The sequence below is a fragment of the Vibrio sp. 1580 genome, from assembly GCF_033340055.1.
Genome location: NZ_JAWOVT010000514.1, coordinates 1 through 577, shown reverse-complemented (window position 1 = coordinate 577; position 577 = coordinate 1). Strand labels below are relative to the sequence as shown.

Below are 577 nucleotides of genomic sequence, written 5' to 3'. Positions count from 1 at the left end.
AGTTCTCTACACTACCAGACTCGTTTACAGCTTACGGATGAACGTTTGAAAAATGCCACACACTTAGTTTGGGCGACCGGGGGAGGGATGGTGCCAGAAGCCGAAATGCCAGCTTACTTGGCGAAGTCTGGTCGTTAGAGCGTTCTTCAAATTTTTTGAGTTAGTCAATGAAAAAGCTCATCCGAAGATGAGCTTTTTTAGTCTTACTTATAGAGATTGAAGCAACTGGTAGTAACGACCGCGTTGAGCGAGTAGCGTTTGATGGTCGCCTTGCTCAATGATCTCGCCCTGTTCCATAAGGCAAATGTTGTCCATGTTCTCTAATTCGATGAGTCGGTGAGTGATGAACACAACCGTCTTGTTGGCAAAATACTCGTTGAAAAGCGCCATGATTTTTTGTTCGGTACGCTTGTCGAGGCCTTCGGTTGGCTCATCAAGAAGCAAAATCGGAGCATCTCGTAGTAACGCTCGCGCAATACCAATACGACGTTTCTCGCCACCAGAAAGCTGACGACCGCCATCACCCAACCAAGCATCAAGACCCGGCTCTTCAAGCAGTGCACCCAGTTCTACTTTC

General features: G+C 47.5%; 1 protein-coding gene and 1 pseudogene. One reads left to right on the top strand and one right to left on the bottom strand.

What is annotated here, in order from left to right; translation table 11 throughout:
* Positions 1-138: pseudogene (locus R7093_RS26895) on the top strand (D-serine dehydratase); the annotation flags it as partial.
* A gap of 69 nt (positions 139-207) precedes the next feature.
* Here R7093_RS26895 and R7093_RS26890 read toward each other — a convergent pair.
* The coding region (locus R7093_RS26890) for an ATP-binding cassette domain-containing protein (RefSeq protein ID WP_318147232.1) at positions 208-577 on the bottom strand (370 nt) is incomplete at its 5' end.